This window comes from Rhizobium viscosum (genome assembly GCF_014873945.1).
In the GTDB taxonomy this organism is placed as follows: Bacteria; Pseudomonadota; Alphaproteobacteria; order Rhizobiales; family Rhizobiaceae; genus Rhizobium; species Rhizobium viscosum.
Map to the genome: position 1 here is coordinate 1,292,935 of NZ_JADBEC010000002.1, position 25,259 is coordinate 1,318,193.

Sequence of the window (25,259 nt, forward strand, 5' to 3'; positions counted from 1 at the left end):
CGGCGTCATGCCCGCGAAGTCGCGATGATGAAGCGACTCTAGATTGCATCCGTTGACAGGGCGTTAATGCTAACTGGATGTCAACATTGCGAACCGCAAGCTGTGGGCAGGCAGTACATCAATGGCGATCTGTGTCGGTACCAGGAGGCTGCGCGACCCGGCTACTCAGCGGAGACCATGCCCCGATCTGTGAGCCGCATTGCGAAGTCGATGCCCATGGCGAGCGCGCCCTGGGCGGCGGTCAGTCCGGCCATCAGTCGGAAACGGTTACATCGATCCAGCGTCCGGTCCCTTGGCTGCCATAGATATCGACATCGATCCAGACATTGCCGTGAACGATCATTGCAGCAGCTTCCCGGGTCATGGTCCCGTTGCGGAGCATGGCTTCAAGCGATTGACGATTGGCCTGATCGGCAAAGAAGGAGTCCGACTGGTCGTCATTGTCGCGAATACCGTACTGATGGAAATTCGCTCGATCCTGGCGGATGATCTGCCAAGGTTGTGTGAGCCGCGTTCCTTTCGAATTGAAAAGATCGGCCTCGCCGATATAGGCGCGGTAGTGCTCAATGGGGCGGTTCGTATGCGTAGCCGTCACGCTCGACTGGGCAAGCACAGGCGCGCCGACAACCAGGACACTGACAGCGATCGAAATAAGTTTTCTCATGGTGATCCTCTCCGGGCATGAATATTGCGAGTTGACGATCTTTGCCAGGGGCAAGGCCCTGGATGGTTAACGCCGCGATCGAGCCTTCTCGCCGCAATCGACATGCACCCACGGCAAGCTCCGGGGCGCTACGGCCACGATTTCTCCCTTTTCATTGCAATGGTAAGGTGGATGGTGGCAGCACGAAACATCCGGGGAGGCATTGAGGCTGACATATGGCGAGTAAGCACAGGATCACAGACCGCCTTTCGACGGCGATCCTTCTCACCGGCCTTGCGGGCGTTGCGGCGGCCGACCAGCCGGATCCGTTTGGTCAATTCAGTGAACGTTGCCTTGGGCGGGGGCCGGACTTCCAGCGCACCGTCGCCGCTGCCAAGGACCGGGACTGGCCGGCTCTCGCAACCGACATGACCACCAGCCTCACGCCGGTAGAGAATCCGGTCGCGCTGGAAGGCTGGAACCTGACCGCGGAAGGAGATGGATCGTTCGAGGCCCTCGTGGTCGCACGGGCGGCTGTAGGCGACAGCAAGGTGGAAAGCTGCACCATGGCCTATGCGGAAGTCGACGCTGCAGCCTTTGAGCGTCGCCTCGTCGATGAGACGCGCGCCAAGGCGTCCGGCACGAAGAATGGTCAGGGGCGTATCAGGAAATTCTTCGAGGCCTCGTCTTCCGAGCGCAGGCAAGCGATTACGCTCGACCTGCCCCTCTATCCGAATGGACACGACGAAGTCATCGTCAGCGTCGTCTCGGAGCAGCAGGTCGAAAACTAATCGGCTGTTTCGGTTCGCTCTTGTGCCGCCTGTGGGACTGTCGGTTGCGCGGGGGTTCGGCGATCCGCCCAGGCGGTGGAAATCCCGCCAGACTTGTTACTCCCGCGTGTCGGTACCTGGGCCTAGGCTCCCCGATGACCATCAGGAAACCCCTTCTGATGGCACGATCAATTACAGGAGCAGGCCTTGAACATCGAAAACAAAACGGTCCTGATCACCGGCGCCAATCGTGGCATCGGCCGGGCTCTCATGGACGAAGCGCTGCTGCGCGGCGCAAAACGCATCTATGCGGGCTCACGCGGCGAGCAGCACCATGCGGATGAGCGCGTGGCTTTCCTCAACCTCGATATTACCGACGAGTGGGATGTTGAGAAGGCGGCCGCCACCGTCGGGAACCTCGATATCCTCATCAACAATGCCGGCATCTTCATGCCCGACGATCTCGGCGATGCAGACATCATCAATCGCCATCTGGCGGTCAATTTCTTCGGGCCGCTAAGGGTGACCCAGGCTTTCCTGCCGGCGCTGACGCGGTCGAAAGGCGCGATCATCAACAATCTTTCCCTGTCGGCGCTCGTGCCGGTCGCGTCCACACCGGCCTATTCGATTTCGAAGGCGGCAGCACATAACCTGATGCAGGCCTTCCGCGCACTCCTGTCGGCGCGCAGTGTGGCGGTGCACAACTGCTTCACCGGGCCTGTTGACACCGACATGACACGCGGTTTCGAAGTGCCGAAGTCGCCGCCCGCCATTGTGGCGGCGGGAATACTCGACGGCTTCGAAAGAGGCGAAGAGGATATCTTCCCCGATCCCTATTCCGAACGCATTGCCGATGGCTGGCGCACCGGCGTCATCAAGGTTCTCGAGCAGGAATTTGCCGCTTACGTTCCGCCGGCGGCTGAGGTGGCTGAGGATTGTTGTCATCACTGACATTCTGCGCACGCGAATGGCATTGCCACGCCAATTGCCGTGAGCGGCTGTCTATTTCATATAGAGCGAACGAGAGCGCTCGAGATGCTTGAGCACCGCCGCTTCGGCGCCATCGGCGTCGTTGGCCGCAAGCCGCTCCAGGATCTCTTCATGTTCGGCGAGCGTGTATTTTTCCTTGCCGGTCCAGATCAGCATTTCCGTGTGATATTCCTTCAGCCATGCCAGCATGGCTTCGCTGACGGCTACATAGATCGGATTGCCGGAAATCTGGGCGATGCGCGTATGAAACCGCATGTCGGCAGAGATGAATTCCTCCGCGTGGCCAAGCGAGGCGCGCTGGTGGTCGATGATCTCGCGGAGCGCCTCGATATCAGCCTGCTTGGCGCGCTGGGCGGCCTCGCGCGCCATGCCGCGCTCGAAGAAGATACGAGCGCTCTTCAGGTGCTCCAGCGAATCCGCAGACTGCGACAGCATGATCTTCGCCGTGAGGTCGACCTGTCGAAAGATCGACTGGGCGGTCAGTTTCAGGACCTTCGCGCGCTCGCCGTGCGAGATGCTGACGAGGCCCTTGTTGGCGAGAGATTGCATCGCCTCGCGGATCGCCGGGCGGCCGACGCCGAAGCGTTCCATCAGAACGCGCTCGGAGGGCATCTCGTCGCCCGGTTGCAACTCTCCTGACGTGATCAGCCGCTCCAGCCGGTCAAAAACCTCGTCAGACAGTTTTCGACGGACAATTGGCTCGATGGCTGAAGTCATGACGTCTCGCTGGCTCAAATCTTCTCTCCCCTTAGCATTTTCACCGACCGACGACAAAGCGCGCCAAGCGAAATTCACACCTGTTGAAAAATTTCCATTGCAGAAAATGGAATACTCATTATACCAGATTACAAGTTGACGCCATGGCTTCTTGACGTGGCGAGAGGAGCAACCGGCAATTTCATGATGATAACCCTCACCTACCGCATCGAGACGCCTGGCAGCGTCGAAGCGATGGCGAACAAGATCGCTTCCGATCAATCGACCGGCACTTTTGTTCCGGTTCCGGGCGAGACAGAGGAATTGAAGTCGCGGGTCGCCGCCCGGGTGCTCGCCATCCGTCCGCTGGAGGATGCGAGCCATCCCTCTTGGCCGGAAGCGCCCGACGGTGTGCGGCTGCAGCGCGCCGATGTCGATATCGCATTCCCGCTCGATGCGATCGGCACGGATCTTTCGGCGCTGATGACGATCGCGATCGGCGGAACCTTTTCCATCAAGGGCATGACCGGCCTGCGCGTCGTCGACATGAAGCTGCCGGAGGCTTTCAAGCTAGCCCATCCCGGCCCGCAATTCGGCATTCCCGGCAGCCGGCGCCTGACCGGCGTCGAGGGGCGGCCGATCATCGGCACGATCGTCAAGCCGGCCCTCGGCCTGCGACCGCATGAAACGGCCGAGCTCGTCGGTGAGCTCATCGAATCCGGCGTCGACTTCATCAAGGACGACGAGAAGCTGATGAGCCCCGCCTATTCGCCGCTGAAAGAGCGCGTGGCGGCGATCATGCCCCGCATTCTCGACCACGAACAGAAGACCGGCAAGAAGGTCATGTATGCCTTCGGCATCTCGCATGCCGATCCCGACGAAATGATGCGCAACCACGATCTCGTGCTTGAAGCCGGCGGGAACTGCGCCGTCGTCAACATCAATTCGATCGGTTTCGGCGGCATGAGCTTCCTGCGCAAGCGCTCCGGTCTCGTGCTGCATGCGCATCGCAACGGCTGGGACGTGCTGACGCGCCATCCCGGCATCGGCCTTGATTTCAAGGTCTATCAACAGCTCTGGCGGCTGCTCGGCGTCGACCAGTTCCAGATCAACGGCATCCGCGTGAAATATTGGGAGCCGGACGAAAGCTTCGTTGCTTCCTTCAAGGCGATCAGCACGCCGCTCTTTACTCCCTCCGATTGCCCGCTTCCCGTTGCCGGTTCCGGCCAGTGGGGCGGCCAGGCGCCGGAAACCTATCAGCGCACCGGCCGCACCACCGATCTTCTCTATCTCTGCGGCGGCGGCATCGTTAGCCATCCGCAGGGACCGGCAGCCGGCGTGCGTGCCGTCCAGCAGGCCTGGCAGGCGGCCGTGGCGGATATTCCGCTCGACGATTATGCCAAAGATCATCCGGAACTTGCGGCATCGATCGCCAAGTTCGGCGACGGGAAGGCTGCGTGACGATGCGAGACCTGCTCGTCAGTTACTACGGCGACGATTTCACCGGCTCCACCGATGTGATGGAGGCGCTCGCCAGTAACGGCATTCCGACCGTGCTCTTTCTCGGCATTCCCGATCAGGCGCTGCTTGACCGCTTCCAGGATTGCCGGGCCATCGGTATTGCCGGAACGAGCCGCAGCGAGAGCCCGGCCTGGATGCAGGAGCATCTCTCGCCAGCCTTTGAATGGCTGAAGGGCCTGCAGGCGAATATCTGCCACTACAAGGTCTGCTCTACATTCGATTCCGCACCCGAGGTCGGCAATATCGGCAAGGCGATTGAGATCGGCAAAGAGATCTTCGAGCAGTCGTTGGTGCCCGTCATCGTCGGCGCGCCGCAACTCAAGCGCTATACGGCCTTCGGCAATCTCTTTGCCGCCTATCAGGGACGCGTTTTCCGCATCGACCGCCACCCGGTCATGAGCCGTCATCCCGTCACACCGATGCATGAGGCGGATCTTGCCGTTCATCTCGGCAAACAGACCGACCTTGCCGTTTCGCTCGCCGACCTGACGCTCCTTGCATCACCCGATGCGGACGCGAGAACCGATCAGCTGATCGCCGAGGCGGCAGGCATCCTGCTGCTCGATGTCGATTCCGCCGAGAGCCAGGCTGCCGCCGGTCGGCAGTTGCAGCGGATCACGGCCGCCATGGGGGCTTTCGTGGCCGGCTCTTCCGGCATCGAATATGCACTCATTAATACCTGGCGCGAAACGGGGCTGATCGGCCAGAGCGTCGAGTTCCCGTCGCCGAGTAAGGTGGATCGGCTTGCCGTCGTCTCCGGCAGCGTCTCGCCGACGACGGAACGGCAGATCCGCACGGCAATTGGCGACGGCTTTCACGACATTCCGCTCGATCCCCTGGCACTGGTCGGCAGCAATGCCGTGGCGGCACTGGACGTCGCGGTCGCCGCAGGCCTTGCCGCCCTTAAAGCCGGCCGCAGCGTTATATTGCACACCGCCCTTGGCCTCTCGGCGGACCGCGGCGCCGATATCGATCAGCTGCCCGGCGCCCGCCATCGGCTGGGTCGCGCGCTCGGCACGATCCTACGCCGCCTTGTCGAAACCGAAGGGCTTTCGCGCGCCGTCATTGCCGGTGGCGACACGTCGAGCCATGCGCTGAAGGAACTGCGCGTCGATGCGCTGACGACCCTGCTGCCACTGCCGCAGACCCCTGGCTCGCCGCTCTGCACCGCCCATGGGGGCTATAGGCCGACGGACGGACTGCAGATTGCACTGAAAGGCGGGCAGGTCGGCGCTGACGGTTATTTCGCGCAGATCCGGGATGGAAGAAAAGGCTGATGGCCAATCAGGTCGCTTCCGTCCGCAAAGGACAATGGGATGGTGATTGACTCATCATACCAGTTACGATACCAATCCCGCATACGAAGTGAGGAAACATGACAGCAATTGCCCTCTTTGGCGCCGGCGGAAAAATGGGATACCGGCTTGCCAAGAATCTCAAAGGTTCCCGTTTTGATGTTCGTCATGTCGAAGTCAGCGATGCCGGCAAGGCGCGCCTGAAGAACGATCTCGGCATCGATTGCACGCCGGCCGATGCCGCGCTCGACGGTGCTGACGTCGTGATCCTCGCCGTACCGGATACGGCGATCGGCAAGGTCGCGGCCAGCATCGTCGACAAGCTGAAGCCCGGTACGATGGTCGTGGCCCTCGATGCGGCCGCTCCCTTTGCCGGCCACCTGCCTGAGCGCGCGGACCTCACCTATTTCGTGACCCATCCCTGCCACCCGCCGATCTTTAACGACGAGACGGACATACAGGCGAAGAAGGACCATTTCGGCGGCCTCTTCGCCAAGCAGCACATCGTCTCGGCGCTGATGCAGGGTCCGGAAAGCGCTTATGGCCTCGGCGAAGAGATCGCCAAGGTGATCTGGGCGCCGGTCATGCGCTCGCACCGCGTCACCGTCGAGCAGATGGCGATGCTGGAGCCTGGCCTTTCGGAAACCGTCTGTGCCTCGCTTCTCGTCATCATGCGCCAGGCCATGGACGAATGCGTCGCCCGTGGTGTTCCGGCGGAAGCTGCCCGCGACTTCCTGCTCGGCCATATGAACGTGCTCGGCGCCGTGATCTTCAAGGAAGTCGACGGCGTGTTCTCGGATGCCTGCAACAAGGCGATCGAGTTCGGCATTCCGGCCCTCATGCGCGACGACTGGAAGAAGGTCTTCGAACCGCAGGAGATCGCCGACAGCATCCGGCGCATCACCTGACACTGCCGCGGCGGGGTCTTGCCCTGTCGCTCTGCCGGCCCGGAGGGGACAAGCGGGCCGGTTTTCTTTTTTCGCATGGATTAGCCGAACCGGGGTTGGTTCGGCCATGCGTCAAACCTGGGAGGAGAAACCATGACTTTTACACGTAGACTGACCCTTGCCGCCTTCGCAAGCGCGCTTTCGCTCGGCATTGCGATGCCGGCCTTTTCGGCCGATCTAATCGCCATCATCACGCCGGCCCACGACAACCCCTTCTTCAAGGCGGAAGCCGTCGGTGCTGAAGCCAAGGCCAAGGAACTCGGTTATGAGGCGCTCCTCATGACCCATGACGACGATGCCAACAAGCAGTCGGAAATGATCGATACCGCGATCGGTCGCGGCGCCAAGGCGATCATCCTCGATAATGCCGGCGCCGATGCTTCGGTTGCCGCCGTCAAGAAGGCCAAGGATGCCGGCATCCCCTCCTTCCTGATCGACCGCGAAATCAATGCGACCGGTGTCGCCGTCGCCCAGATCGTGTCCAATAACTATCAGGGCGCCCAGCTCGGTGCGCAGGAATTCGTCAAGCTCATGGGCGAGAAGGGCAATTATGTCGAGCTCGTCGGCAAGGAATCCGATACCAATGCCGGCATCCGTTCGCAGGGCTATCATGACGTCATCGACGACTATCCGGACCTGAAGTCGGTCGCCAAGCAATCGGCCAACTGGAGCCAGACGGAAGCCTATGCCAAGATGGAAACCATCCTGCAGGCCAATCCCGACATCAAGGGCGTGATCTCCGGCAACGACACGATGGCGATGGGCGCGATCGCCGCCCTTCAGGCTGCCGGCCGCAAGGACGTGATCGTCGTCGGCTTCGACGGTTCGAACGATGTGCGCGACTCCATCAAGTCGGGCGGCATCAAGGCAACCGTGCTGCAGCCGGCCTATGCGCAGGCTCAGATGGCTGTCGAACAGGCCGACGCCTATATCAAGAACAAGACGGCACCGAAGGAAGAAAAGCAGCTCATGGACTGCGTTCTCATCAATGCCGACAATGCGGGCAAGCTCGAGACATTTGCCATCGCAAAGTAAGGCGGACCAACTGCTACAGGGAGCCCGGGAGACCGCGCTCCCTGTAGCCTATTCTCATGGATTTCGAGGTTGACAGCATGTTGAGGATCAGGGGCGCCCTGATTGCCGCGCTTGTCGCGGCGGCTTTGCCCGGCTGCAAGATCATCAAGACACCGACTGCGGAAGAAAAAGCCGCAGCGGCCGCAAAGAGCGCTTTCGATCCGAATGCCAAGGTCGAGGCGATGTGGCAGCCGCAGGTCGTTCCCTATTTTGAAAAGCGCGCCGGCGAATTGAAGGATGTCGCAGCACTTGCCGCTTCGAGCCCCGACCAGGCCGGCGAGAAATACGGCAATCCGCACAAGCAGGCGAGCTCGCCCTGGACCTATGCGGTGAAATTCAAGGGCAAGGTCGTCGCGGCCGATACGGCCTCGCGTGCGGCAACGCTCGATGTCGATGCCGATGGCGACGACAAGGCGGACGCCAAGGTGCAAATCGGGCCTGCCATTCGCGGCACGGCGCTGCGCGACACGCTGGATTTCGTCAATTTCAACGAATTCAAGAACCAGATCGAATGGGCGCAGTTCGGCAAGTCCTTCAATGAGAAAGCCAACAGCGCCTTCCTATCGGCGATCCCGCGCGACGGGCTGGCCGGCAAGACGGTGACCGTGACCGGCGCCTTCCCGCTGCCTTCGGGCAGCGATCTGCCGCTTGTGACCCCTTCGGCGCTGACGGTGGCACCATGACTATCAGCGAGGCTCCAAAGGACGATATCATCCTGCGCCTGGACGATGTGTCGAAGGTCTATTCCGGTATCGTCGCCGTCAAGCGCGCCAATCTCGAGCTGCGCCGCGGCGCCGTCAATGTGCTTGTCGGCGAAAACGGTGCGGGCAAATCGACGCTGATGAAGATCATCGCCGGTGTCGAACGACCGACGCTCGGGAACATCATCCTTGATGGAGAAACCGTTTCCTTCGCCAGCCCCGCCGAGGCGCAGGCACATGGCATCGGCATGATCTTCCAGGAGCTCAATCTCTTCGCCAATATGTCAGTTGCCGAAAACATCTTTGCGACGCGCGAACTGACCCGCGGCGTGCTCGGCATCGACCATAGGGAACAGGTCCGCAAGGCCAATGAATTCCTGGAGCGTCTCGACGCAGGCATCGATGCCGAAACCATGGTCGAGGACCTGCCGATCGGCCAGCAGCAGCTCGTCGAGATCGCCAAGGCAATGTCGCTGAACGCCCGCATCTTGATCATGGACGAGCCGACATCGGCGCTGTCGGCAGCAGAAGTGGAGATCCTCTTCAAGGTGATCAGCGAACTGAAGGCGCAAGGGGTGGCGATCGTCTATATCTCGCATCGCCTCGAAGAGCTCATGCGGATCGGTGATTACATCACCGTGCTGCGCGACGGGCAGATTACCGGCCACGCCATGGTCAGGGATATCGACACACGCTGGATCGTGCGCTCGATGATCGGATCGGATGCCAAGGATTTTGCGAAATCCGAAGATCATGCGCTCGGCAAGGAAATGTTCCGCGCCGAAGGCATCAGCCTGCCGCGTTCGACCGGCGGGCTTGCCGTCGACAATGTCTCACTGTCGGTCAAGGCGGGCGAAATCCTCGGCATTTACGGCCTGATGGGCGCCGGGCGCAGCGAATTTTTCGAATGCGTCATCGGTCGCCATGCGCATTCGACCGGCAAGATCTTTATCGACGGCAGGCAAGTGCGGGCGCGGGATACGACACGGCGCATCCGCCGGGGTCTGGCGCTCATTCCCGAGGACCGGCAGCGCGAGGGCCTAGTGCAGGTTCTCTCCATCGCCTCCAACCTGACGCTTGCCAGCCTCGGCCGCTTCACACGCCTCTTCCATATCAATTCCAGGGCCGAGAAGAACGCCATCTCCGAGGCGATCCGCGATCTGTCTATCAAGGCGCCGAACCCGGACTTCGAGGTCACCTCCATGTCCGGCGGCAACCAGCAGAAAGTGGTCATCGGCAAGGCGCTGATGACCAATCCCAAAGTTCTGTTGATGGACGAGCCGAGCCGCGGCATCGATGTCGGCGCCAAGGCGGATGTTTTCCGCACCATGCGCCGGCTTGCCGCCAATGGCCTTGCCATCCTGTTTTCAACCTCCGACCTCGAAGAGGTCATGGCGCTTTCCGATCGCATCGCGGTGCTCAGCAACGGCCATCTCATCGCCGTCTTCGACCGCGCCGAAGCAACCGAAGACGCCATCATCGCTGCCTCCGCCAAGGGGCACGAACATCAAGGGAAACTCGCGTCATGACGGCCGCTACCGCATCCACTTCCGCGCCGAAGGGCGCGAATGGCTCCTTCCTCTTGACGCTGATGAAGCTTCGAACCTTCATCGCGCTCTTTGCCGTCATCATCTTCTTCTCGATCTTCGCGCCGAACTTCACCTCGACGGCGAACATGATCTTGATGTCGAAACATGTGGCGCTGAACGCGTTCCTCGCGATGGGCATGACCTTCGTCATCATCACCGGCGGCATCGATCTCTCGGTCGGTTCGATCGTCGGTCTCTGCGGCATGGTCGCCGGCGGGTTGATCCTCTATGGCATCGAACTGCCGATCGGCTATACGGTCTATTTCAACCTCATCGAAATCGTGCTGATCACACTGGCGATCGGCCTCTTCATCGGCCTGATCAACGGCTTGCTGATTACCAAGCTCAACGTCGCGCCCTTCATCGCCACACTCGGCACGCTCTATGTCGCCCGAGGCCTGGCATTGCTTTCCTCCGACGGCCAGACCTTTCCGAACCTCGTCGGCCGGCCGGAATATGCAACGACGGGCTTCGATTTCTTCGGTGCCGGCCGCGTTCTCGGCCTGCCGGTGTCGATCTGGATCCTGATCGTGCTGGCGCTGGTAGCCGCTTACGTCGCGCGCTCGACGCCGATCGGCCGCCACATCTTTGCCGTCGGCGGCAATGAGCGGGCCGCGCGCATGTCGGGCATCCGTGTCGATCTGGTGAAGATCTTCGTCTACATGTTCTCCGGCCTGTGTGCCGCGATCGTCGGCATCGTCATCTCCTCGGAGTTGATGGCCGCGCATCCGGCAACCGGCGAAAGCTTCGAACTCAACGCGATTGCCGCAGCCGTTCTCGGCGGCACCTCGATGTCGGGCGGACGTGGCACGATCGGAGGAACGATCATCGGTGCCTTCGTGATCGGCATTCTCTCCGACGGTCTCGTGATGATGGGGGTCTCCTCCTTCTGGCAGATGGTCATCAAGGGCCTGGTCATCATCATCGCCGTCGTCGTCGACCAGGCGCAGCGCCGGCTGCAGCAGCGCGTGACCCTCATGCAGATGGCAAAGGCAGGTTGAAATGGCTGACTTGAAAGGTGCTTTGATCGGTTGCGGCTTCTTTGCGATCAATCAGATGCACGCATGGAAGGATGTCGATGGTGCCGCAATCGTGGCGATCTGCGACCGCGATCCGGAACGGCTTGATATCGTCGGTGAGCAGTTCGGCATCGAACGGCGCTATACGGATGCGGCGGCGATGTTTGCCGATGGCGGCTTCGATTTCGTCGATATCGCCACCACGGTCCAAAGCCACCGGGCGCTGGTGGAAATGGCGGCGAGCCACAAGATCCCCGCCATCTGCCAAAAACCCTTCGCCAGGACGCTTGTCGATGCCAAGGCGATGGTCGAGGCATGCCGGAAGGCCGGCATCCCGCTGATGGTGCACGAGAATTTCCGCTGGCAGACGCCCATCCAGGCCGTGCGCCGACTCTTGGACAGCACGGCGATCGGCATACCCTTCTGGGGCCGCTTCTCCTTCCGCTCCGGCTACGACGTGTTTTCGGGCCAGCCCTATCTCGCCGAAGGCGAACGCTTCATCATCGAGGATCTCGGCATCCATACGCTCGATATCGCCCGCTTCATCCTCGGCGACGTCAAGACGCTGACGGCCCGCACCAAGCGCGTCAATCCTAACATCAAGGGCGAGGACGTTGCGACGATCCTGCTCGACCACGAAAGCGGCGTGACCTCCGTCGTCGACGTCAGCTACGCGACGAAGCTTGGCACCGAACCTTTCCCGGAAACGCTGATCGAGCTCGACGGCACCGATGGCACGATCCGCCTTTCGGCCGGTTATCGGCTCGAAGTGACCAATGCGGCCGGCACGGTCGTTTCCGATGCCTCGCCGCAGCTGCTCTCCTGGGCATCACGTCCCTGGCACAACATCCAGGAAAGCGTCTATGCAATCCAGAAGCACTGGGTTGACCGATTGAAAAATGGAGGCGAGCCGGCAACGTCAGGCGTCGACAATCTCAAGACCTTTGCCCTTGTCGAAGCGGCCTATGACAGTGCCGCGTCAGGCAAGACCATCGACGTGGAGGCCATGCTCAGATGACCACGGACGCCTTCGCCCTCTACGGCACGCACGAGGCCGAAGCGCATCCGGTCCGCCTGACTGCCGGGCGTCTTTCGGCCGATCTTGCCAACGGCAATCTGCGGACGATCCGCTATGACGGCATCGAGGTGCTGCGTGCCGTCTCCTATCTGGTGCGCGACCGCGACTGGGGGACTTATACCCCCCGGATCGAGGATCTCTGGGTCGAGCAGGGCAACGGTACCTTTTCCGTCCGCTATGTCGCCCATTGCAAGGGACCAGAAGACACAAGGCTTGCCATTTCGGTGCATATTGCGGCCACGGAAGGAGAGTTGATCTTCGAGGCAGGAGCCCTTTCGCCAACCGGTTTCGAGACCAATCGCTGCGGCTTCTGCATCCTGCATCCGATCGTCGGCATTGCCGGAAGGCCGGCCAGGGTCGAGCATGTGGACGGCAGCGTGAACGAGACGCGTTTTCCCGACCAGATAGAGCCCTGGCAACCCTTCAAGGATGTGCGGGCGATTGCCCATCAGGTGCTGCCGGGCGTTTCGGCCGAATGCCGCATGGAAGGCGATACGTTCGAGATGGAGGATCAGCGCAACTGGTCCGACGCCTCCTACAAGACGTACGTGCGCCCACTGGCGCTGCCCTGGCCCTATCAGATCGCCGCACATGAACTGGTGCGGCAGAGGATCGTCCTTTCCATCCGCGACACCAGAAGCGGACGGACGCCCACCGCCGGCTCGACCGCTGGCGCCATCCGGCTCGAACCGGGGGAGCGCAGCGGCACTATGCCGGCCATTGGCCTGATCGTTACGCCCGATGAAGCCAAGGCCGTGCTTGCAGCCGGTGATCTGCTCTCCGAGATTGCCCCGCAGGAATTGCTCTTCCACTTCGACCCCAATGCCGGACATGGTGCGCAAGTCTTGGAGGATTTTGCCGCGATTGCCGCGCTTCATCGCCGACGGTCGACACTGGAGATCGCCCTGCCCTGCAAGCAGTCGCCAAGATCCGAAACCGCCGAAATTGCCAAGCAGATGCAGGCTGCGGGTTTCCGCCCCGATGCCATCCTGATCTCCCCTTCCGTCGACCGGCAGTCGACGCCTCCCGGCAGCAAGTGGCCCGAATGCCCGCCGCTTGAGGAGGTCTATGCCGCAGCGCACGAGGCCTTTGCCGGTATTCGCATCGGCGGCGGCATGCTGAGCTACTTCACCGAGCTCAACCGCAAGCGCGTGCCTCCCGATCGCCTCGGTTTTATCAGCCACTGCACCAACCCGATCGTCCATGCCGCCGATGATCTCAGCGTCATGCAGACTTTGGAGGCGCTGCCCTTCATCACCGGTTCGGTGCGCGCCATCTATGGCGACAAACCCTACCGGATCGGCCCATCGACCGTTCCCATGCGACAAAACCCCTATGGCAGCCGCACCATGGACAATCCGTCAGGTGGCCGCATTCCGATGGCAAATCGCGATCCACGTCACAATGGCCGCTTTGGGGAAGCCTTTGCACTCGGTTACGCCATCCGCGTACTCGACGCCAACATCGAATGCCTGACGCTTGCAGCGCTGACAGGCCCCTTTGGCCTTATTGCCGGTAAGGCAGAGCCAACGGAAGAAGGCGGCAACAGGCCGCTTTTTAACATCGTGAAGCAGCTGTCCAGCCTTGCCGGGTCAGCCTGGATTGGCTGCACGTCTTCGCATCCGTCGAAGGTTCTGGCCTTCCTGTCGGGGTCGACGCTGCATATCGTCAATCTGACGGCCCAAGAGCAAAGCATCGATATCAGTGCCTTCGGCTCGGACTCGCAAGACAAGAGCATGGCGCTTGCGCCTTTTGGTACGGCGTCGATCAAACTCGACGTTTAGGGCTTTCGGGCACATCGCGCAGACCGGTGGGCATCAGCATCTGTGCCGTGGAGGATGCACCGTTTAAAAATCCAGGCCGCGCACATTCTGTGGTTGCTTTTATGTTTATGCTCTCGTAAAACGTTTATATGCGAAATATCGGGCGAGCCGTTACGATGGATACGATTCCCACCGAAGGCTTTGATGTGGCTTTGACACTGACCGACACCCTTGATCATCTGCCGGCCAACAAGCGACGCGAACTTGCCCGCGTGCTGGAGATCATCTTTTTCGAGGTCGAGCAGTTTCGGTCAACCAAGCAATCGGCAAAGAAAGCCAATGGCAAGATCCTCAAGGTCATCCTTTACGGTTCTTACGCCCGCGGCGACTGGGTGGAAGACCGGCTGAGTGGCTATCGCTCCGATTACGATCTGCTGATCGTCGTCAATTCGGAGAGCTTCGCTCAGGAACAGGAACTTTGGCTTTCGCTCGATGAAAGATTCCTACAGGAACAGATTGCCCACCGGATCGAAACGCCGGTCATTCCGATCGTCCATAGCCTGCATGACGTCAACGACCAGCTGTCACGCGGCCGGCCCTTCTTTGTCGATATCGCGCGGGACGGCAAGGTCCTCTACGAAGAGGAAGGGCATCCCCTCGTCGAGCCGAAGCCGCTGACGCGAGAGGAGGCAGAGATCGAGGCACAGCGGAACTTCAGCGAGTGGAACGAAAACGCGAAGGGGTTCCTGAAGGCAGAGGAAGCCCTAGGCGATGAGTATCCCAAACAGCGCGCTTTCTTCCTTCATCAGGCGACGGAAGCGCTATATCACTGCCTCCTGCTGACCCTCACGCTCTACAGCCCGAAATCACACCGCATCAAGGTCTTGCGCTCCAAGGCCGAGGAGGTGGATAAAAGGCTGATCGAGGCTTGGCCGCGCGATGGCCGCATTGGACGCCGGCGCTTCGAGCTTCTCTCGCGCGCCTATGTCGAGGCGCGCTATTCGCCCAACTATGCGATCGGCGCGGAGGAATTGGAGTGGCTCGTCGAGCGCGTGAAGATCTTGCGGGAATTGGTCGAGAGAGCCTGCAGAGAGCACTTTGCCAAGTAAGGACCATCCGGTCGCCCTAATGGGATTTGAACGGCGTTTCTAGTCGTTCAACTAAACCATTGAAAACATAGGCCTGAGGCATAATGCGATTTATGGAACTCCCGCTACTAGGAAAAGTGTCATGCCGACGCTACCAAGCCGCGTGAAGTGTCGCGCCTATGGCGATGGGGGCGATCTGGAAACACAGGGCGTTAACGATCTCCTAACGGATTAAGTGCTTTTCTACTCATCAGTTGCCCCAGGAAAGACAGCCCTGAAACGCATCGCGCGTTCGGGAGGGTGTTTCTTTGACTTTAGCCTTCATCTCTGGATCAACTCGATGAGTCTCATTGCCCGCGTTTTGAAGGTCAAAAGCCGATCCCATATCCTGATTACCCGCCAGCCGAACGGGTTTTCGGAAAGGATCCTAGGGACGAAAAAGAAGCGAAGCGGCCAGGCAACGCAGCGCCTGGGGGTTTTGATCGGCGCTTTCGTCTGTGGGTTCCTTCTGATCGGCGGCCGCCTTATCCAATACGGACTTGCCGAGGAGCCCACCACCGCCTCTCTGGGCAATCCCAATGTCGTCGCATCCCGGCCTGATATCATCGACCGCAACGGCCAGCTCCTGGCAACCGACCTGAACATGGTCTCCCTCTATGCAGACCCCCGTCGCATCGTCGACGCCGACGAAGTGGTGGAGAAACTCGCAGCCGTGGTCCCGAACCTCGATTGGCGGGAGACCCATAAGAAGCTGAGGATGGACAGCGGCTTTCAGTGGTTACGGCGCCAACTGACGCCGAGACAGCAAGCTGACATCCTGGCTCTCGGCCTTCCCGGCATAGGCTTCAGGCCGGAAAAACGTCGTTTCTATCCCGGTGGTCGGTCGGCGGCGCATATCGTCGGTCACGTGAATGTCGATAATCTGGGCCTAGCGGGCATGGAACGCTATCTCGACCAGCAGGGCCTCGCGGACCTGAGGGCCATCGGTATGACGTCAGGCGTTTCGCTCGAACCCGTCAAATTGTCGATCGACATTCGCGTCCAGAATATCGCGCGCGAGGTCGCCGCCAAAGCGATGAGCGCCTATGAGGCGGAAGCGGCCGGTGCCGTCGTTCTGGACGTCGAGACCGGCGAAGTTCTGGCGATGGCTTCGGTCCCCGACTACGACCCCAACGAACCGTCGCGCACATTGCCGGACGGCAGCGTAGACAAGGAGTACGAGAAAGGCTGGTTCAACCGGATCAGCAATGCCACCTTCGAAATGGGTTCCACCTTCAAGAGCTTCACGCTGGCGATGGGGCTGGATGCCGAGAAGATCACCCTGAACTCCGTCGTCGATGCATCCCGTCCGATCCGCATGGGCGGCTTCACGATCAAGGACTTCAAAGGCAAGAACAGGCCGCTGTCGATCCCGGAGGTCTTTCAGTATTCATCCAATATCGGAACCGCGGCGGTCGCCGACATGGTCGGCATTGAGGGGCATCAACAATTCCTGACCAAGCTCGGACTTTTGTCGAAGGTGGAGACCGAGATGCCGGGCGTCGCAACGCCGACACAGCCACGCACCTGGAAGAAGATCAATTCGGTCACGATCTCCTTCGGCCACGGCGTCGCCACAACCCCGCTGCAAACGGCGTCCGCTGCCGCATCTCTTATCAATGGCGGCAATCTCATTCCACCAACCTTCCTGCCACGGTCGCCCGAACAGGCCGCGACGCTGGCGAAAACCGTGGTCAAGCAAAGCACAAGTGCCGATATGCGCTATCTCTTCAGCTGGAACGGACTGAAGGGCTCAGGCCGCGCTGCTCAGGTCGAGGGCTTCAATGTCGGCGGCAAAACCGGAACTGCCGACAAGGTCGTCAATGGGCGTTATGCCAGTGACTTGAACTTCAATGCCTTCGTTGCGGCTTTTCCGATGGACAAGCCGAAATATATGGTCCTCGCGATCATCGATGCGCCGAAGACCGGCGAGCATGGAGGACGCACGGCCGCATCCACGGCCGCGCCGATGGTGAAGGAAATCATTGGTCGGGCAGCTCCGCTGCTCGGCGTCCAGCCTCGCTTCGGATCGAGCGATGCACCCTATACGATAGAAGGCTTTTGAGGTTGCCCCTTAATCCCCCGTTTGTAGCCACGAGATGCGCTCTTAATGTTGTCAGTCGCATCAAGCCTCTGTCTCCGCGCAGATGCTACGGCTGCCGCCTGGGGAAAAGGCTGCCAGTTCGCTTACAACCGAATTGATTCGGCTGGCCAGCTGCCCTGAGGAGACCTGATAGTCCGTGAAATCTCGATCCGAGGCATAGACCGCCGTTGGAAGGGTATGGGCCATGAAGAAACCAAAGAGAGGGCGAAGTTGATGTTCGACCATGAGCGCGTGCCGCTCCCCTCCGCCGGTCGCAGCGATGATAACCGGTTTCGATTTCAGTTCATGAGGATCGAGAAGGTCGATCAGGTGCTTGAAAAGGCCAGGATAGCTGCCCTTGAAGGTGGGCGATCCTACGATCAAAAGGTCGGCGGCGACGATCGCCTCGAAAATCCGCGCCGCACTGGGATCAAGGTCTTGTCGACGCGACGCTACTCCAAGGGATGCACCGACATCAGCCAAATCGTAGAACGAATGGTGGAAGTCGTAGCTGTCGCACACAAGACGCGCGATATTTTGGACCAAAGCTGCAGTTTTTGAAGGACGATTAAAGCTACCAGCAATGCTGACAAGCCGGATCTTCGGAAGCGACGGCATGTTCAATGTGTCTTTCCTTTGAAATTTTTCATTCGATGCGCAGATATGACGGAGTTCAATTTCCACCGTGCTTTTGCTCTCGCGGGACGCCATCGCCGGGTCGGAGCGAAGGGCAAGCCTCGAGGGCATCCGCTAGCGCGCGACCGAGACGGGAAAGGCGTGTTGCCCGTGCCTCGGTTCGGTCCATCGACACAATCTGGAGATCTCCTCCGCCATGATTGCAAAGCCATCGATGCTGAGAACGGATTCAGGGTGGAACTGCATAGATGCGAAATGGGAACCCCTGAGAGCATGTACTTCACCCGTTTCGGGATCCCTGCAAACTTGCACGAGCGCACCTGCGCTGACAAAGCTTGTTGGTGCGCATCTTGCAGCAAATGTGTTGTAGAAGCCGACCGTCGCGCTACGTCCGAAAAAGTCGATCCTACGCTGAACGCCTTGATTGGGGTTTTCCAGAGCGCCGACAGTCAATCCGAAATGCCGGCACAGGATTTGGTGGCTGAGACACACTGACACAAAAGGTCTCCCGGATGTCAGCCTCGCCTGTAAGGCACGCCGAATTCCGGCAACACGCCCATCCCCGTCATCAAGCGGATTGCCGGGTCCGGGACCGAGCAGCGTTAGCTCGTATTCGTCGCCCAACTCCTCTGCCCTCGTCGCTGGATAAACAGACGGCTCGAGTCCCAGAGCCCTCAGTTGATGGGCGAGCATCTGGGTGAAATCGTCGTCAGCATCAAGGACAAGCACCTTCCCCTTCAGTGAGCCTTCAACGCCGCTGCCTCCAGGCCTCGCTAGCCAAAAGCTGGCGACGCGCCGGTTTCTGTCGGACAGGGCGCGTCGCACCGCGTCGTCGCTTCCAAGCGGCGCCATCCTGGCGCTCGTGAATGCCGAGAGCAGACCAGTTGCCTTAGCTGTCGTCTCCGCGGCCTCCTGAGCGGGATCGGAATGGCGAACGATCGTCGACCCAACAGGGATTCGGACCTCGCCCTCGTCCGATATATGGGCCGTTCGGATGAGGATGGCGGAATCCAGGGTTTCCGCGCCCTCCGGATCCTGGCCTATGAGAGCCACGACCCCCGCATAGTAGCCGCGGCCCCTCTCTTCATATTTTGCGATAACGCGGCAGGCGTTCTTGATGGGGCTTCCGGTGACGGTCGGCGCAAGCATCGTGTGCCTCAACAAGGCAGCTGCGCTCGCCGAGGTCCTGCCTTCAATATAATACTCCGTATGGGCAAGACGGGACATTTCTTTCAAGAAAGGTCCCCTCAACCGACCGCCGTCCGGGCAGAACCGCCCAAACATCTTGAGCTCTTCGTCCGCGACCATGAACAGTTCGTCGGTCTCTTTCTCATTGTAAAGAAAGTCCAGCACCTGATCGATTTTTGGCCCTGAAGGCGGGTAGCGGTATGTTCCGCTGATCGGATTCATCACTGCCGTCCCGCCTTGCAGCGTGATCTGCTGCTCCGGGCTTGCGCCGATGAAGGTTCTGCCATCAATCCGGATCAAGAACGTCCAGTAGGCTCCCGTCTCCTTCAAGAGGAGCTCTCTAAAGATGCTCAGGGCATGGGACTGCGAGAAATTCCTGATCGTTCCGCAGAGCGAACGGGACAGCACAAAGTTCGCACCCTCCCCGCGGCCTATTTCCTCTGCGATCAGTCGTTCCACCCGCGCAGCATAGATCTCGTCGGCGACATCGAACTCGACGTTGTCAAGCTGGACTCCGGACCGTGGAAGCGCCTCGAGCACGTGCGGCACGTCAAAGGATTCCTGCGTTTCGATTGCAATTACCCGCAATCGCTCATTGTCGTCTATGCAGTCGTAGCCGACCTCGGCGATCTGTCGAAACGGAACCAGGACGAGCAGCCTTTCCCCGCCTACGGCTCCCCGCGTGGCTGCCTCGACGGTCGTCAGATCGGCTAGGCGTTCGAATGTCCGAGCGGAGCCTGTGACGACGTCTACATGTGCCGGCTGATCCTTCGAAGATCGTCTGGCTATCAGGGCATACGGCTGGTCGATCAGGCCGCTCGCAATATTTTGCAGAAGATTATCACGCATGGTCCACCCTCATGTTAAACTCGAATGCTGCGTTCAGAGCCGGATCCGACTTGACCGGCCAAGGCGTTTCCCTCACCGGATTGATCGGCCCTCTCCCTGCGCGCCACGCAAGCAGGTTGTCGACAGCGAGGCGCCACATCTCCTGCCGGGTGTAGATCGACCCCGACGCGATGTGCGGCTGAAGCACGACATTCGGCAATGCCAAGAGCTCCTGGCAGACGTTCGGCTCGGACGCGTGGACGTCCAGGCCCGCAGCAAGGATGCGGCGGTCCCTGAGCGCTTTGGCGAGCGCCGCCTCGTCCATGACACTGCCACGGGCGATGTTGATTACGACGCCGTCCGGTCCCAGGCGGTCCAATATGTCGCCATCAATCAAGCGCGTGGTAGCATTGCCGCCGGGGACGCTGATCAGCAACGTATCCACGGCTTCGCCGAGCGACTGAACGTTGGAATGGTACTCATAGAGAACATCGCTGCGCGCGCGACGATTATGGTAGGCGATCGACAGGCCGAAGCTCTCGGCGCGCCGGGCGAAAGCGAGCCCGATCCGGCCCAGTCCGACGATGCCGAGCTTGCGTCCGCGCAGCGTTCCACGACTGAGCGGATAGGACCCCTTGGTCCATCTACCGCTTCGAACGAAATTGTCAGCCTGGGGAATCTCGCGCAGCGTCGCAATCAGAAGGCCCATGGCAAAATCCGCGACTTCTTCCTCATGCACAGACGGGGTGTTGGTGACGACTATTCGGCGCGCCCGTGCCGCCCCCGTGTCGATCCGATCATAGCCGACGCCGAAATTTGCGATCAGTTCAAGCTCGGGCAGCTGTTCGATGATTTCCGCGCCAATCCTGCGGTTGTTGGCTTCGTCGGAGCCGGCGAGAATGAAGCGGCTCGCACGCGCTGACTCGGGAATGCGAACGTCGACACCGTCTTCCCGCAGAGGAAAGACCGCAAAGGTTTTCGTCAGTTCGTTATAGACGTCGGCCGGAATTGAATCTGCGACAATGAGATCTGCTGTCATGGTACGCCCACTTGACGGTACATCGGTGCCTCGCTGGTCAATTCAGAAGCGATTGAGCCGGTAGAAGGACGGGTCGATGAACGGCGTCTCACCGTTCATCATCTCGGCAATCAGCCTCCCGGTTGCGGCAGCCAACGTCAGTCCGTGATGGGCGTGTGCGGTCGCCACCCAAAGTCCGCGATGGCGGGGGGCCGGCCCAATGATGGGAAGCATGTCGGGCAGGCATGGCCGGCTCCCGACCCAGGCCTGTCTTTCGACCTGCTCGCCGATCGGGAAGAAGTCCCGCGCCCATGGAAGGACGCGGTTGATTTGAACGCTGGATAGCCGGTCGTCTCGCCTGGCGAATTCGACGCCGGTGTTCAGACGAATTCCATTCTCCATCGGCGTGAGACTATAGCCGCCGTCGACGTCCGATATGGGATTGCGAAGTTCTGCGCCAGCCTGCGGTGTAAAATGGAGATGGTATCCGCGCTTGACGAAAAATGGCAACGCGTAGCCCAGTTTGCCGAGCGTGTCACCGGACCAGGGTCCCAGGCTGACGACGGCTTCGTCGGCGTCGACAAGGCCCGTCGTCGTCCGAACTTCCCAGCGCGCGTTTTTGTTCGCCGAGATGGTACGAGCATCGCCTTGCGCAACGATGCCGCCCCGGCGGACAAAAAGCTCCCTATAGGCTTCGCTTAACTTGACCGGGCTCGGCAGACTCAACTGCCCGGTAAATCGGATTGCTCCGATCACGGAAGGACTCAGTCGGGGTTCCAAGGCGCGAAGTTGGGCTCGCGACAGTTCCTCGGCGGCGACGCCGTACAGGGCAGCGACCGCAAGCTTCTGGCGATGGGAGTCGAAGGTCTTTTCGCGGCGGAACACCCTCGTCCAGCCGATTGGTCGAAACATGTCGAGCGCACCCGCTTCCTCTGCGAGGGCGAAATGTTCCGGAACGCTGTGTCGAAAGAGCGGGATATTCCCCTGGAGCGTGACAGCCATTCTATCGGGGTGGCTTTGGCGCCAGTATTGAAAGAGAGCGGGGGCCAGATCTGGAAGAGCCGACGCCCGATAGTAGCAGTCCCGTCGCCTGTTGGCCGCGTAGCTGATGAGCGCAGAAAGATCCCTTGGAAACGTGATCGGCATCATGCCGTCAGGCTGGATGAGACCTGCATTGCCGAACGATGTCTCCCGGCCCACACCTTCGGACCGGTCAATCAGGATAACCTCGCGGCCCCTCTTCTGCAGATGCAGAGCGCAGCAAAGTCCGACAATGCCGCCTCCAAGGACTGCGACATTCGTCCTGGTAGTCATTGACGATGTCCTCCCTAGGAATAATCGTGCAGAACGACGCTGCGAGAAGATGCCTTGCTGGGCGGCGTCTTCAACATGTTCATGCCGCAGCCAGACGAAGCCATTTCGCGGCCTTCTTGTCGCTGAGGAACGCTCGCAGGGTCTCCTCGGCAGGCAGATTTTCGAAGAGGATGCGGTATACGCAATCGGCGAGCGGCATTTCGATCTGAGCGGCCTGCGCTAGGTCTCGGCAGACCATAACCGCGTTAACACCTTCTGCCGTTTCGTTGATTGCCTCCAGTGCCGCCAGCAACGCCGGCAGCCGAGCGCCATTGGCGATGTCCACGCCGATCATATGGTTGCGCGAGTATTTGCTCGTCGATGAGAGGAAGATCTCCCCAACGTCAGCCAGGCCGCCGGAACTCTCGGGTCGCGCACCCATTTTTTGGGCCAGCGCCTGAATCTCAGCCAGGCCCAGGGAGATGATATAAGATCGGGCGTTGTCGCCGAGATTGACTGCCAGGCCCGCGGCGATTGCGACGATGTTCTTGACGACGCTCAGGATCTCGATCCCATTGAGGTCGGTGCTTCCAAAGACCTTCAGAGAGTCGCTCTCCAGATATGCCTGCCCGACAGTGATGACCTTGGGATCCTCGGCCGCAATGAGAATGGCGGTCGGCGAGCCGTTCATAATATCGATCGTGATGTTGGGGCCGGAAATGATGCCGAGCCTGCTGGTATGGAGCGCCTCGCCGATCACTTGCGACATGAAATGCTTCGTTCGGACGTCGACGCCCTTCGTCGCCGAAAGCACGACGGCCTCTTTGGAAAGGTGCGGAAATGCCATTTCGGCAACCTGTCTTACCCTCTCCGACCTGACGGCGACGATGACGACAGCAGCGTTTGCGACCGCTGCTGCGAGATCGTTTCGGGCGCCTAGCCTGTCGGGAAGACGCTGAGAGGGAAAGTGTCTGCTATGACGGTGATCATGGTTGATCGAACTGACGAGTTGAGCATCTTGTGACCACAGGATGGTGTCGTGCCCGTTGCGGGCGACTGTCGTTGCCAGCGCCGTCGCCATTGTGCCGTCGCCCAGAATTACTGCATGCTGATTCATAGGAACTCCGCCAAGCAAACCGCATGGGAATGCTTCTCCTGTCGTAACAACCGCACAGGCGTTACGATGCCGTTCGAAACGAGAATGGTGACGTCCCCAGAAAAATGGGGGCTGGAGGTGGACCGTCAGATGGTCAGGCGACGTCGAACTGCGGGCTTGAATCCTGACGCACGTGCTTTCGGCCATAGACGTCGTAGTAACCGCGGAGTTTGCGCTTCAGCCAGTCGTTGTCAGACATGCACACGAGCACGTCTGGCGGCGGCGTTATCGACTCGTGCAGTTCGTCAGCAGCCGATCGATATTTCGACGTCAGAAGATCGGCGATGCGACTCGGCCAGCGCACCGACACCCGCCATTCCGCTTCGAAGCCGACCGCCAACGCATGCTCAACCGCTATTGCGATGAGATCGCTTCGACGGCCGCTCTGAATTGGTGCGCGAACCGGAGTGAAAGAGTGAAACAGAGGCTCGTCCGCCCCGTCGAGAATCGCCGCCGCCATCCGCTCGGCAAGGAACGGGGATTGGTGAAAGCCGTCACGATAAGTTCCGGTCAGCATCCAGAGACGCGTGTCCGGAATGATGCCGATCAATGGAAAGCCATCGACCGGAACAGGGCGATTGCCGACATTGACCGCAAGGACGCCGCTCGTCCCAAAACCCGCATGCATCTGACGCATTGCCCGTTCGAGGAGCGCGTGCAGATCCGGAACATGCGCGAATAGCTGCGGCTTTTCCTGGATCTTGTTGGTGGCACCGACATAGATCCCATCCTCGCGCGGGACCGCGTGCAGTCCGCAAGCGAATGCTCGGTTGGGTGTCCTGATGACACTTGGGGGCAAAGGAACTGCGCCGGTGCTCAACAGAACCGAGGCACCGTAACCGCTTGTAACGGGTGGCACGTAGGGCGCAACGTCGGGAAGCGCCGAGGCGAGCAGGTCGTGGCTCAACGCGCCGGCCGCCAGGACGATGTTGTCGGCAGACATCCGCTGGCCATCGGAAAGCTTTATCGAACCTTGTCCCGCCGCAGCCGGAGCGACGATCTTGTGAACCGTTCCATCAATCAGACGTCCTCCGGCTTTGCAGAAGGCCTGCTCGAGAGCAGCCAGATAGGCGGGCGTGTTGATGGAGTGCTCGTCGGGAATGTGCAGGCCTTGGAACGGACGATTGCCCCCTTGGGCTGTTACCCACGGCACTTCGTATCCCTCAAGCATCTGATAGGACCGCTGGTACTGGTTGAGAGCCTGTTTGATGGCTACGAAGTTCTCAGTGTCGACCGCGTCGGTTCCACCTCCGTTGAGAATGATGGTCGTGCCGTCCTTGCGCCTCAGCGCCCCTTGAGAAGGTCCGACGACATCAAGGATTTCATCGCACCACTGGTCCCATAGGTCCGTAGCCGCGATGTCCATCTCAAGTTTCTGGCGACCGTGAGAACTTGAAAGCAGATCGCGCGTCACCTCGCCAAACGTGCCGTTCATCGCACCGGCAGCTTGGGATGCACTGAATCGCCGAGTGGCCGGCCCTACGATCGAAACGCGTTGCCCACGCCGGGCAAGCCGAAAGCCCAGTGCCAAACCGAGCGCGCCGTTCCCGATTATCAGCGTATCAAAGACCAAGGCATCATTTGCCATCTTGTCGAAAACTCCAGTTGGATATCCCTAAATTACCCCATCCAATTCCGCCGCCGGAGAGCCCCCCGGCCCATGGCAGCGGGCGGTCAACGTGGCCACAGCCTATGCATCTAAAGCGACAACGCTACTACGGAAAGTAGATATTTTCGACTTATAGTCACACAGCCATCAACAATTGCACGCTATGACATTGATGGCCGAACCAATTCGGCTTGGCAAGTGGAATTCTACCTTCACGAGAAATTTGATTGTCCAA

21 protein-coding genes are annotated in these 25,259 nt (G+C 60.2%); 13 read left to right on the top strand and 8 right to left on the bottom strand.

Annotation, left to right across the window (positions count from 1 at the left end):
• Nucleotides 1–253 precede the first annotated feature (253 nt).
• Nucleotides 254–664, bottom strand: a complete 411-nt coding sequence (locus H4W29_RS26750; RefSeq protein ID WP_192731842.1) for a hypothetical protein — start codon at nt 662–664, stop codon at nt 254–256.
• Nucleotides 665–879: 215 nt separating this feature from the next.
• Between H4W29_RS26750 and H4W29_RS26755 the strand changes: the two genes are divergently transcribed.
• Nucleotides 880–1,434, top strand: coding sequence for a hypothetical protein (locus H4W29_RS26755; protein WP_192731843.1), 555 nt, complete (start codon nt 880–882; stop codon nt 1,432–1,434).
• 186 nt (nt 1,435–1,620) lie between these two features.
• Entirely contained in the window at nt 1,621–2,364 is a 744-nt protein-coding gene (locus tag H4W29_RS26760; RefSeq protein ID WP_192731844.1) for an SDR family NAD(P)-dependent oxidoreductase, read from the top strand.
• Between the two features lie 51 nt (nt 2,365–2,415).
• On the opposite strand, the gene H4W29_RS26765 is transcribed toward H4W29_RS26760, so the two are convergent.
• The gene (locus tag H4W29_RS26765) at nt 2,416–3,120 is read right to left on the bottom strand and encodes a transcriptional regulator NanR (protein WP_192732812.1); all 705 of its coding nucleotides are present in this window, start codon (nt 3,118–3,120) and stop codon (nt 2,416–2,418) included.
• A gap of 183 nt (nt 3,121–3,303) precedes the next feature.
• Between H4W29_RS26765 and oiaX the strand changes: the two genes are divergently transcribed.
• The 11 genes from oiaX (at nt 3,304) to H4W29_RS26820 (ending at nt 17,278) form a co-directional block, all read left to right on the top strand.
• Entirely contained in the window at nt 3,304–4,560 is a 1,257-nt protein-coding gene (gene oiaX / locus H4W29_RS26770) for a 3-oxo-isoapionate-4-phosphate decarboxylase OiaX (protein WP_192731845.1), read from the top strand.
• Nucleotides 4,561–4,562: 2 nt separating this feature from the next.
• Complete coding sequence (locus tag H4W29_RS26775; protein ID WP_192732813.1) at nt 4,563–5,897, top strand: four-carbon acid sugar kinase family protein; 1,335 nt, start codon at nt 4,563–4,565, stop codon at nt 5,895–5,897.
• A 98-nt stretch (nt 5,898–5,995) separates the two neighbouring features.
• Nucleotides 5,996–6,823 carry a phosphogluconate dehydrogenase C-terminal domain-containing protein gene (locus H4W29_RS26780; protein ID WP_192731846.1) on the top strand — a complete coding sequence of 276 codons (828 nt, stop codon included), beginning with the start codon at nt 5,996–5,998 and terminating at the stop codon, nt 6,821–6,823.
• A gap of 132 nt (nt 6,824–6,955) precedes the next feature.
• Nucleotides 6,956–7,897: a D-ribose ABC transporter substrate-binding protein gene (locus H4W29_RS26785; protein ID WP_192731847.1), complete on the top strand. Its 942-nt coding sequence runs from the start codon at nt 6,956–6,958 to the stop codon at nt 7,895–7,897.
• 77 nt (nt 7,898–7,974) lie between these two features.
• On the top strand, nt 7,975–8,619 hold the full coding sequence (locus H4W29_RS26790; RefSeq protein ID WP_192731848.1) for a DUF2291 family protein: 645 nt from the start codon (nt 7,975–7,977) through the stop codon (nt 8,617–8,619).
• Nucleotides 8,616–10,166 (top strand): sugar ABC transporter ATP-binding protein, encoded by a 1,551-nt coding sequence (locus H4W29_RS26795; protein WP_192731849.1) that lies wholly within the window; start codon nt 8,616–8,618, stop codon nt 10,164–10,166. The genes H4W29_RS26790 and H4W29_RS26795 overlap by 4 nt, the downstream gene beginning before the upstream one ends.
• A complete protein-coding gene (locus H4W29_RS26800; protein WP_192731850.1) occupies nt 10,163–11,227 on the top strand; it encodes an ABC transporter permease in 1,065 nt (354 codons plus the stop codon). The genes H4W29_RS26795 and H4W29_RS26800 overlap by 4 nt, the downstream gene beginning before the upstream one ends.
• 1 nt (nt 11,228) lies before the next feature.
• Nucleotides 11,229–12,263, top strand: a complete 1,035-nt coding sequence (locus tag H4W29_RS26805) for a Gfo/Idh/MocA family protein (protein ID WP_192731851.1) — start codon at nt 11,229–11,231, stop codon at nt 12,261–12,263.
• Entirely contained in the window at nt 12,260–14,107 is a 1,848-nt protein-coding gene (gene apnL, locus H4W29_RS26810; protein ID WP_192731852.1) for a D-apionate lactonase, read from the top strand. Before H4W29_RS26805 ends, apnL begins: the two co-directional genes overlap by 4 nt.
• 155 nt (nt 14,108–14,262) lie before the next feature.
• Complete coding sequence (locus H4W29_RS26815) at nt 14,263–15,195, top strand: HEPN domain-containing protein (protein WP_192731853.1); 933 nt, start codon at nt 14,263–14,265, stop codon at nt 15,193–15,195.
• Nucleotides 15,196–15,514: 319 nt separating this feature from the next.
• A complete protein-coding gene (locus H4W29_RS26820) occupies nt 15,515–17,278 on the top strand; it encodes a peptidoglycan D,D-transpeptidase FtsI family protein (protein ID WP_192731854.1) in 1,764 nt (587 codons plus the stop codon).
• Nucleotides 17,279–17,338: 60 nt separating this feature from the next.
• On the opposite strand, the gene msuE is transcribed toward H4W29_RS26820, so the two are convergent.
• From msuE to H4W29_RS26850, 6 genes are all read right to left on the bottom strand, one after another.
• The gene (gene msuE / locus H4W29_RS26825; protein ID WP_192732814.1) at nt 17,339–17,914 is read right to left on the bottom strand and encodes an FMN reductase; all 576 of its coding nucleotides are present in this window, start codon (nt 17,912–17,914) and stop codon (nt 17,339–17,341) included.
• A gap of 132 nt (nt 17,915–18,046) precedes the next feature.
• On the bottom strand, nt 18,047–19,969 hold the full coding sequence (locus H4W29_RS26830; RefSeq protein WP_192731855.1) for an anthranilate synthase family protein: 1,923 nt from the start codon (nt 19,967–19,969) through the stop codon (nt 18,047–18,049).
• On the bottom strand, nt 19,962–20,987 hold the full coding sequence (locus H4W29_RS26835) for a 2-hydroxyacid dehydrogenase (protein WP_192731856.1): 1,026 nt from the start codon (nt 20,985–20,987) through the stop codon (nt 19,962–19,964). Before H4W29_RS26835 ends, H4W29_RS26830 begins: the two co-directional genes overlap by 8 nt.
• Nucleotides 20,988–21,029: 42 nt before the next feature.
• The gene (locus tag H4W29_RS26840; RefSeq protein ID WP_192731857.1) at nt 21,030–22,280 is read right to left on the bottom strand and encodes an NAD(P)/FAD-dependent oxidoreductase; all 1,251 of its coding nucleotides are present in this window, start codon (nt 22,278–22,280) and stop codon (nt 21,030–21,032) included.
• A 79-nt stretch (nt 22,281–22,359) separates the two neighbouring features.
• Nucleotides 22,360–23,562 (bottom strand): NAD(P)H-dependent glycerol-3-phosphate dehydrogenase, encoded by a 1,203-nt coding sequence (locus H4W29_RS26845; protein ID WP_192731858.1) that lies wholly within the window; start codon nt 23,560–23,562, stop codon nt 22,360–22,362.
• Nucleotides 23,510–25,003: an NAD(P)/FAD-dependent oxidoreductase gene (locus H4W29_RS26850; RefSeq protein WP_192731859.1), complete on the bottom strand. Its 1,494-nt coding sequence runs from the start codon at nt 25,001–25,003 to the stop codon at nt 23,510–23,512. The genes H4W29_RS26845 and H4W29_RS26850 overlap by 53 nt, the downstream gene beginning before the upstream one ends.
• Nucleotides 25,004–25,259 lie beyond the last annotated feature (256 nt).

Excerpts from the sequence above, each read along its gene's own strand:
- H4W29_RS26790 (WP_192731848.1), top strand. The coding sequence starts at position 7,975 with ATGTTGAGGATCAGGGGCGCCCTGATTGCCGCGCTTGTCGCGGCGGCT.
- msuE (WP_192732814.1), bottom strand. The coding sequence starts at position 17,914 with ATGCCGTCGCTTCCGAAGATCCGGCTTGTCAGCATTGCTGGTAGCTTT.
- H4W29_RS26850 (WP_192731859.1), bottom strand. The coding sequence starts at position 25,003 with ATGGCAAATGATGCCTTGGTCTTTGATACGCTGATAATCGGGAACGGC.
- H4W29_RS26755 (WP_192731843.1), top strand. The coding sequence starts at position 880 with ATGGCGAGTAAGCACAGGATCACAGACCGCCTTTCGACGGCGATCCTT.
- H4W29_RS26785 (WP_192731847.1), top strand. The coding sequence starts at position 6,956 with ATGACTTTTACACGTAGACTGACCCTTGCCGCCTTCGCAAGCGCGCTT.
- H4W29_RS26765 (WP_192732812.1), bottom strand. The coding sequence starts at position 3,120 with ATGACTTCAGCCATCGAGCCAATTGTCCGTCGAAAACTGTCTGACGAG.
- H4W29_RS26795 (WP_192731849.1), top strand. The coding sequence starts at position 8,616 with ATGACTATCAGCGAGGCTCCAAAGGACGATATCATCCTGCGCCTGGAC.
- H4W29_RS26805 (WP_192731851.1), top strand. The coding sequence starts at position 11,229 with ATGGCTGACTTGAAAGGTGCTTTGATCGGTTGCGGCTTCTTTGCGATC.
- apnL (WP_192731852.1), top strand. The coding sequence starts at position 12,260 with ATGACCACGGACGCCTTCGCCCTCTACGGCACGCACGAGGCCGAAGCG.
- H4W29_RS26830 (WP_192731855.1), bottom strand. The coding sequence starts at position 19,969 with ATGCGTGATAATCTTCTGCAAAATATTGCGAGCGGCCTGATCGACCAG.
- oiaX (WP_192731845.1), top strand. The coding sequence starts at position 3,304 with ATGATGATAACCCTCACCTACCGCATCGAGACGCCTGGCAGCGTCGAA.
- H4W29_RS26815 (WP_192731853.1), top strand. The coding sequence starts at position 14,263 with ATGGATACGATTCCCACCGAAGGCTTTGATGTGGCTTTGACACTGACC.
- H4W29_RS26750 (WP_192731842.1), bottom strand. The coding sequence starts at position 664 with ATGAGAAAACTTATTTCGATCGCTGTCAGTGTCCTGGTTGTCGGCGCG.
- H4W29_RS26840 (WP_192731857.1), bottom strand. The coding sequence starts at position 22,280 with ATGACTACCAGGACGAATGTCGCAGTCCTTGGAGGCGGCATTGTCGGA.
- H4W29_RS26775 (WP_192732813.1), top strand. The coding sequence starts at position 4,563 with ATGCGAGACCTGCTCGTCAGTTACTACGGCGACGATTTCACCGGCTCC.
- H4W29_RS26820 (WP_192731854.1), top strand. The coding sequence starts at position 15,515 with ATGAGTCTCATTGCCCGCGTTTTGAAGGTCAAAAGCCGATCCCATATC.
- H4W29_RS26835 (WP_192731856.1), bottom strand. The coding sequence starts at position 20,987 with ATGACAGCAGATCTCATTGTCGCAGATTCAATTCCGGCCGACGTCTAT.
- H4W29_RS26845 (WP_192731858.1), bottom strand. The coding sequence starts at position 23,562 with ATGGCCGAAAGCACGTGCGTCAGGATTCAAGCCCGCAGTTCGACGTCG.
- H4W29_RS26780 (WP_192731846.1), top strand. The coding sequence starts at position 5,996 with ATGACAGCAATTGCCCTCTTTGGCGCCGGCGGAAAAATGGGATACCGG.
- H4W29_RS26800 (WP_192731850.1), top strand. The coding sequence starts at position 10,163 with ATGACGGCCGCTACCGCATCCACTTCCGCGCCGAAGGGCGCGAATGGC.